The 7033-nt window shown below is 71.7% G+C and carries 7 protein-coding genes; 6 read left to right on the top strand and 1 reads right to left on the bottom strand.

Annotation, left to right across the window (positions count from 1 at the left end; translation table 11 throughout):
• A partial coding sequence (locus tag KUM39_RS20600; RefSeq protein ID WP_281425728.1) for a molybdopterin dinucleotide binding domain-containing protein occupies positions 1 to 451 on the top strand: 451 nt, incomplete at its 5' end.
• Positions 452 to 654: 203 nt separating this feature from the next.
• Positions 655 to 1638, top strand: a complete 984-nt coding sequence (pip, locus tag KUM39_RS20595; RefSeq protein ID WP_217787202.1) for a prolyl aminopeptidase — start codon at positions 655 to 657, stop codon at positions 1636 to 1638.
• Positions 1639 to 1646: 8 nt separating this feature from the next.
• Here pip and KUM39_RS20590 read toward each other — a convergent pair whose 3' ends face one another.
• A complete protein-coding gene (locus tag KUM39_RS20590) occupies positions 1647 to 2144 on the bottom strand; it encodes a cupin domain-containing protein (protein WP_217787201.1) in 498 nt (165 codons plus the stop codon).
• 183 nt (positions 2145 to 2327) lie between these two features.
• Here KUM39_RS20590 and KUM39_RS20585 point away from each other — a divergent pair, with 183 nt between their 5' ends.
• From KUM39_RS20585 to KUM39_RS20570, 4 genes are all read left to right on the top strand, one after another.
• Positions 2328 to 2765 (top strand): RrF2 family transcriptional regulator, encoded by a 438-nt coding sequence (locus tag KUM39_RS20585; protein ID WP_217787200.1) that lies wholly within the window; start codon positions 2328 to 2330, stop codon positions 2763 to 2765.
• Entirely contained in the window at positions 2762 to 3721 is a 960-nt protein-coding gene (locus tag KUM39_RS20580; RefSeq protein ID WP_217787199.1) for a DsbA family oxidoreductase, read from the top strand. The genes KUM39_RS20585 and KUM39_RS20580 overlap by 4 nt, the downstream gene beginning before the upstream one ends.
• A gap of 648 nt (positions 3722 to 4369) precedes the next feature.
• Positions 4370 to 5902 carry an ABC transporter substrate-binding protein gene (locus KUM39_RS20575; RefSeq protein WP_246620475.1) on the top strand — a complete coding sequence of 511 codons (1533 nt, stop codon included), beginning with the start codon at positions 4370 to 4372 and terminating at the stop codon, positions 5900 to 5902.
• A 102-nt stretch (positions 5903 to 6004) separates the two neighbouring features.
• Positions 6005 to 7033: an ABC transporter permease gene (locus KUM39_RS20570; RefSeq protein WP_217787197.1), complete on the top strand. Its 1029-nt coding sequence runs from the start codon at positions 6005 to 6007 to the stop codon at positions 7031 to 7033.

Here is a 7033-nt window from a genome sequence, read left to right as displayed (position 1 = left end):
ACAGCCCGCCCGCGAACTGGTCTTCCGCACCCCCTCCGGGCTCGCGGAGTTCTCCGCGGCCGCGCTGCCCGACATCGTGCCCGCACCCGGCATGCTCGCCCTGAGCACGATGCGCTCGCACGACCAGTGGAACACCACGATCTACTCCGACAACGACCGCTACCGCGGCATCAAGAACCTCCGCACCCTCGTCTTCATGAACGAGGACGACATGCGCGAACGCGGACTCACCGAGTTCTCACCCGTGGACATCACCGCCACCGCCAAGGACGGCAGCATCCGCGCGCTGAACGGGTACCTCGCCGTGCCGTACGACATTCCCCGGGGGTGCGCCGCCGGATACATGCCGGAGATGAACGCGCTGATCGCGCTGTGCGACTACAGCGAACAGAGCGACCAGCCGATCATGAAGCACGTACGCGTCCGGATCGAGCCCGCACCGGCCGCCTGACCATCGGCAGCCCAACCGGGCGCCCTCCGTGAGAAGTTGACGGAGGGCGCCCGTCATGTGTTTCTCGGGTTCTCCTGAGCTCCCCAGCCCGGTCCGCGCCAAGGTGACCGGGATGGGACGAGTGTTCTCGCCGCCCGGGCCGAGGGTAAACGCGGAGACGTCGCTCCAGCCGCCGACTAGCCTCGCCGGGTTGCGTTGCGCCTATGGAGGAGGAAACCGCCGTGCCCGAGCCGTTCCCGCATCTCGAACCGTACGCGTATGGCCTTCTCGACGTGGGCGACGGAAACCGGATCTACTGGGAGACCAGCGGGAATCCCCGTGGGAAGGCGGCTCTGTGCGTGCACGGTGGGCCCGGCGGCGGGGGGCGGCGCGGCAGTCGCAGGATGTTCGATCCGGAGGTCTACAGGATCGTCCTGTTCGATCAGCGTGGCTGTGGTGAAAGTCGGCCGCACGCCTCCGACCCGGCCGTCGGCCTCGACGCCAACACCACCGACCACCTCATCGCCGACATGGAGCGGCTCCGCGAGCACCTGGGAATCGAGCGCTGGCTCCTCTACGGGGGCTCATGGGGCTCGACGCTGATCCTCGCCTACGCCGAGCGCTACCCGGAGCGGGTCTCCGAGGCCGTTGTCGTCGGCGTCACCACGACCCGGCCGGAGGAGATCGACTGGCTCTACCACGGTGTCGGTCGCCTGCTTCCCGGCCCCTGGGAGACATTCCGCGACGCGCTGCCGGAGGCAGACCGGGGCGGCGATCTCGTGGCCGCCAACAACCGGTTGCTGAGGAGTCCGGACGAGGCGGTCCGGTTCAAGGCGGCGCGGGACTGGTGCGCTTGGGAGGACGCTGTCATCGCCCACGAGGCGCTCGGCAGTCCGGGCTACTACAGCGACAAGTCCGACGACGCGCTGGTGGCCTTCGTCCGGATCTGCGCGCACTACTTCGCGAACCGTGCCTGGCTTGAGGACGGACAACTACTGCGTGACGCACACCTGTTGGCTGGTATCCCGATGGTGCTGATCCACGGTCGGCTCGACCTCGGCAACCCGCTGTACACCGCGTGGGAGCTGTCCAAGGCATGTCCCGACGCGGAGTTGAAGGTGATCGACGACTCCGGACACACGGGCAGCGCCGCCATGCGGGACGCGATCCTGGAGGCGCTTTCGCGGTTCGCCGGGAACGGGGGCTGACGGAGGGGTCAGTCCTCCGTGGCCGGAAGGACGTACAACTCCGGCAGGTTCACGACGACCGCCTCCTGGGTGCTGCGGGCGATGACGACGACGGCCTCCTCGTCGGGGTCGGGGTTCTCCTCGCGGTGCGGGACGTACGGCGGGACGAAGACGTAGTCGCCCGGACCTGTCCTGAGCCGGACCTCCTCGGGCGTGTCGCCGGAGCCGTCGAGGAAGACGAACTCGGGGTGGCCGCTGACCACGTAGATGGCGGTCTCGGAGGCGCCGTGGTGATGGTCGCTCGAGGAGGTGGCGGGGGAGACGTGCGTCTGACCCATCCACAGCTTCTCGGAGCCGACCGTCCGCCCGCTGACGGCGGCGAAGCGGCGCATGCCGCCGCTCTGGGCGGTGTCGCCGTCCAGGGCGTCCGCACGGACATGGTGCAGCCGGGCCCGCAGAGGGGTCACCGGGCGGTCGGGGAGATGCGGGTGGAAACCCTCGCCAGGGTTCGTGGACGACTGGCTCATGCCGGGGACGCTAGGGCGGCCCCGAAAAGGATGTCAAGAGGTGTCCTTTGCGGTTCACCTGCGGCAACGTTTCCGCAATGCGGCGTACACGGACGTCCGGAAGCGGCCCGTGGGCGAGGGCGCGGCCGTCGGCACCGGCTCACGGGCTCGCCCGTTCCGCGCCGCCACGGGCATCATGGGGCCATGCATATCTCCGCGAAGGCGGACTACGCCACGCGGGCCCTGCTGGAGCTCGCGAGCGAGCCGGGCCGCCCGTTGACCTGTGAGGCGATGGCCTCCTCGCAGGAGATCCCGTTCCGCTTCCTGAAGTCCGTGGTGGGCGAGCTGCGCAGAGCCGGGCTGGTGCGCAGCCGGCGCGGATGCGAGGGCGGCTACTGGCTGGGTCGGCCCGCCGACGGGATCACCCTGCTCGACGTCGTGCGCGCCGTGGACGGCGAGGTGATCACCCTGCGCGGCGCGGTACCGGGCGAACTCGCCTACCCCGGCCCGGCCGAGGGGCTGCCCGGTGTGTGGCGCCGGATCGAGGCCGACGCGGTCGCCGTCCTCGGCGGGGTGACCATAGCGGCGCTGCTGCCCGGTGATGCCCCCGCCGACCGGACCGCGCACCGGGGAGCCGCGTGACGACCGCCCGCCCCCCCTCCGGCGACGAGTCCGCCGCCCTGCTCGAAGTCGTCGAGTACACCGACCCGTTGTGCCCCTGGGCCTGGGGTGCCGAGCCCGTGTTCCGGCGGTTGCGGGCCGCGACGGAGGGCCGGGTGCGGTGGCGGCGGGCGTTCTGCATCCTGTTCGACCACGACGACGACCCGGCGCCCGATCCGGCGGCGGAGACCGCCTGGTATTCCGGGTACGTCGAGGAGATCGCCGCGCACACCGGGGCGCCCCGCGCGGCGCGGCTCAGCCGGGTGGCGGCGAGCTCCTGGCCCGCCGCGCTGGTGGCCAAGGCGGCGGAACGGCAGGGTCCGGAGGTGGCCGAGCGGGTGCTGCGACGCCTGCGGGAGACCGTGTTCGTGCTCGGTGAACCCGCCGACACCACCGGCGGCGCGCTGGCCGCGACCCTCGGAGTCCCCGGACTCGATCCCGAGGTGCTGGCCGCCGACGCGGCCCGCGCCGAGGTGCTGGCCGCCGTCCGGGCCGACCGTGCCGAAGCGCGCGACCCGGTACCGGAGGCGCGGTCGGTGCGCGGGCGGTCGCCGCATCCCGGCGGCGCCAGGGAGACCCTGGACGGCGGTCTGCGGTACGCGCTGCCCACGCTGCTGTTCCGTACCGGGCAGGGGCGTCGGCTCGTACCGGGCTGGCGGCCGTACGAGGAGTACGCCCGCGCGCTGGACGAGCTGTGTCCCGGCCTGCTCGGGCCCGCTGTGCCGCCCGCGCCCGCGGAGACGGCCCTGCGCCGGTACGGCACGCTGACCGGGCCGGAGGCGGCCGTCCTGGCGTCCGGCGTCTGGCCGCCGCCCGGAGCCGCCGTCGCGCACACCGCCGGGGGACCGCTGTGGCTCGACCCCGAGGAGGCGGCCGTCCATCCGGCCACGCGCTGCCCGGTTCCCGTGCCTCTCGCGCCCCGCGACGAAGCCCGCTGAAGCCGCTCCTCTGGGCGCTGCACCGGCCGGGCGTGCCGTCCCGCCCCATGAGACACCGATCGGTGTCCATTGACAGCCGCCCCGGCAGGGCCCCAGGATTTCTTACATGCACACGACGCACCCTGGTGTGATCTGCCGCTACGTGGACCTGCGGCGCACCTCCAGCGCACTCTGTCGCTGACCGCCCCGCTACGGCGCTCGGGCGGCCGACTTCCCCTGCTGTAGGCGCCGTTGACCGGCTGCCACGCTGCCGAGCCGGTGTTCGAGCCCGAGTTCCCCTTCTCCTTTTCGCCCGGCGGGTGTTCCCGTTCCTCCGGTGAGGCCGTACGGCCAGCCGGAGGGGCGCGCGGCGCCGAACTCCGGGTCGTATCAGCGCGTTTCCAGGCGTCGCAGCCCGCAGCCCGCAGCCCGCAGCCCGCAGCCCGCAGCCCGCAGCCCGCAGCCCGCTGTGCCGCCCGCCGCCCGCCGCCCGCCGCCCGCACCGCGCACGAGTCGTCCTCGTCCACCCCGTCCACGCTCCGCCGTGGGCCGGGCCGTCGTAGAAAGCCTGAGATGACACTTCGTCATATAGCTTTGCCTGCGCAGAAGTTCGCCCAACTCGACCTGTCGAACAGTCCACTTGGCGCTTCCGAGCGGCGCCCCGCGCCCTTGCTCCGGCGTGGTCGCGTCCGGGGACGTGCCGCCGCGATCGGCACCGCGCTCGCCGTGCTGCTCGTGCCCGCGCTCAGCTCCTGCGCCGGAGACTCCACGGCCGCCACGGGCGGGCACACGCTGAAGTGGGCCTCCTCCTACTTCCCCGCGCACTGGGACCCGGTGGTCGGTGGCAGCGGTGCCCAGTTCCGTGAACTCGCCCTCGTGTACGCCTCGTTGACCCGGGTGAACGCCAAGGGTGAGGCGGTGCCCGATCTGGCGCGGAGCTGGGAGTACAACGCCAGAGGTGATCAGGTCACCTTCCATCTGCGGCCGGGGCTGAAGTTCAGCGACGGGCAGCCGGTGGACGCGAACGCCGTCAAAGCGGCCGTCGAACGCGCTCAGAGGCAGAAGAACTCCGCGCTGTTCGGTGACCTCACCTCCATCCGCTCCGTCCAGGCGCGCGGTCTCGACGCCGTGGTCCGTCTGACGCAAGTCGATTACCAGATACCGCAGTTGCTCGGCGAACGCGTGCTCCAGATCGCCAGCCCCAAGGCGGCCGGGTCACCCGCCGAACTGGACCGGAACCCGGTCGGCGCGGGGCCGTTCACCGTCACCCAGCTCATCCCCGGCACCAAGGCGGTACTGCGGAAGAACCCCGGCTACTGGGACGCGAAGAACATCCACATCGACACCGTGGAACTGACCTCCGCACCCGACGCCTCCACGGTCGTCTCCGGACTGCGCACCGGCGTCTACAACTTCGCCGACCTCGACCCCCGCCAGGCCGCCGACGCCAAGCGCGCCGGACTCGACGTGTTCACCCAGCCCGGCTTCAACGCCTCCAACATCAGCCTCAACATCAACAAGGCGCCCTTCGACGACCCCCGTGTCGTGGACGCCGTACGGCACGCGATCGACCGCCGGGAGTTCGTGGACAAGCTGACCTTCGGCTACGGGCAGGCCACCGACCAGCCCTTCCCCGAGGGGTACGTCGCCTACGACCCGAAGTCGGCGGACCGCTACCCCTACGACCCCGCCGAGTCCCGCAGGCTGCTGAAGCGGGCCGGGCACCGGCCCGGCGACATCCGGCTGACCCTCGTCATCCCCGCCGAGGACCCGGCCGCCGAGATCGTGCAGTCGCAGCTCGCCAAGGTCGGCATCATCGTCACCATCAGGATCGACAAGAACTGGGCGACCCCGTTCTTCGCCAAGGACCTCACGTTCTCCCTGTACGCCACCACCGGCCGGGACTCCGCGCTCCAGACCCTCACCGCGCACTTCGGACCGCACGGACCGCTCAACCTCAGCTCCCCCTACGAGCCCGCCGGGTTCGAGGCGGCCGTCGCCAAGGTCCGGGCCACACCGCTGAGTTCGCCGCACTACGCCGAGGAACTCCAGGCGGCCACCCGCGCCGGACTCGCCAGCCGCGCCCTGGTGTTCACGTACTCCTCGCCCAACCTCTTCGCCAAGAGCAAGGCGGTGTCCGGCCTGCCGAAGAACCCGGCACACATCAACTGGACCGGAGTGACCGTCGCGGGCGCCAACTGACGCCCTCGGCAGCCGGGTTCGCGCTCGGCCCCCCAGCACTCGGCCCCCCAGTACCCGGCCCACCCGGACCCCGCTCCCGCCCCCGCGCAGAGGACTCCCGCCATGACACCGATCCGGCCAACGGCACCGCCCGCCACCGGCCCCCGTATCCGCTCCCGAGGCGCCCGGCACGGGGCGTGGCGTCTCCTGAACACGCTCGCCCGCACGGTCGCCGTGTTCGTACCGGTCTTCCTGATCGCCACGTTCGTCACCTTCGCCCTGCGCTCGCTCAGCGGACTGAGCCCGGCCCGTATCCAGCTCGGCGAGGAGGCCACCCCCGAGGCCGTCGCCCGCGTCGAGGCCCAGTGGGGCCTGAACCGGCCTTTCCTGACGCAGTACGGCGACTGGATCGGCGGCATCCTGCACGGCAGGCTCGGCACCAGCTGGACCAACGGCGCGGACATCTCCACGCTCATCGGACTCGGCCTCGGGGTGAGCCTGTCGGTGGCGGTGTTCGCCCTGGTCATCGGCGTCACCGCCGGATTCGCTCTGGGCACCGTCGCCGCGCTGCGCCGGACCACCTGGATCGACCGGGCCGTCACCGGCTTCGTCACCCTGATCTCGGTGATGCCCGCATTCGTCGTCGGTATCGTCCTCGTCACCGTCCTCGCGGTGGGACTGCACCTGTTCCCGTCCGCCGGGTACGTCCCCGCCGACCAGGGGGTCGGACCCTGGCTCGCCCACATCACCCTGCCCGCGCTCGCGCTCAGCTTCGACGTGGTCGCCGACGTGGCCCGGCAACTGCGCGGCGGCCTGGTCGCCGCCTACGGCGAGAACTACGTCACCGGCGCCGTCGTCCGGGGGCTCGGACCGCGCCGGATCTTCTTCGGACACGTCCTGCGCAACGGCCTCGGGCCCGCGCTCGCCACGCTCGGGCTGAAGTTCCCCGCGCTGGTCGGCGCGTCCGTCGTCACCGAGTGGATCTTCGGGCTCCAGGGGTTCGGGCGGTTCGCCAACGACTCGGCGCAGAGCGGTGACGTACCCGCCGTGCAAGGGGTGCTGGTCGTGTCGATCGTGCTGGTCGTGTCCTTCAACCTGATCGTCAACCTCGTACTCGCCCGCGTCACGCCCGCGTCGCAGAGGGGGGTGTGA

The organism is Streptomyces corallincola (assembly GCF_019104725.1).
GTDB lineage: Bacteria > Actinomycetota > Actinomycetes > Streptomycetales > Streptomycetaceae > Streptomyces > Streptomyces corallincola.
The sequence above is the reverse complement of the archived record's forward strand: the minus strand, read 5'-3'. Positions and strand labels throughout refer to the sequence as shown.

Bases quoted from the DNA above. Each gene is read 5' to 3' on its own strand.
- KUM39_RS20570 (WP_217787197.1), top strand. From the start codon at position 6,005: ATGACACCGATCCGGCCAACGGCACCGCCCGCCACCGGCCCCCGTATC.
- pip (WP_217787202.1), top strand. From the start codon at position 655: ATGGAGGAGGAAACCGCCGTGCCCGAGCCGTTCCCGCATCTCGAACCG.
- KUM39_RS20590 (WP_217787201.1), bottom strand. From the start codon at position 2,144: ATGAGCCAGTCGTCCACGAACCCTGGCGAGGGTTTCCACCCGCATCTC.
- KUM39_RS20585 (WP_217787200.1), top strand. From the start codon at position 2,328: ATGCATATCTCCGCGAAGGCGGACTACGCCACGCGGGCCCTGCTGGAG.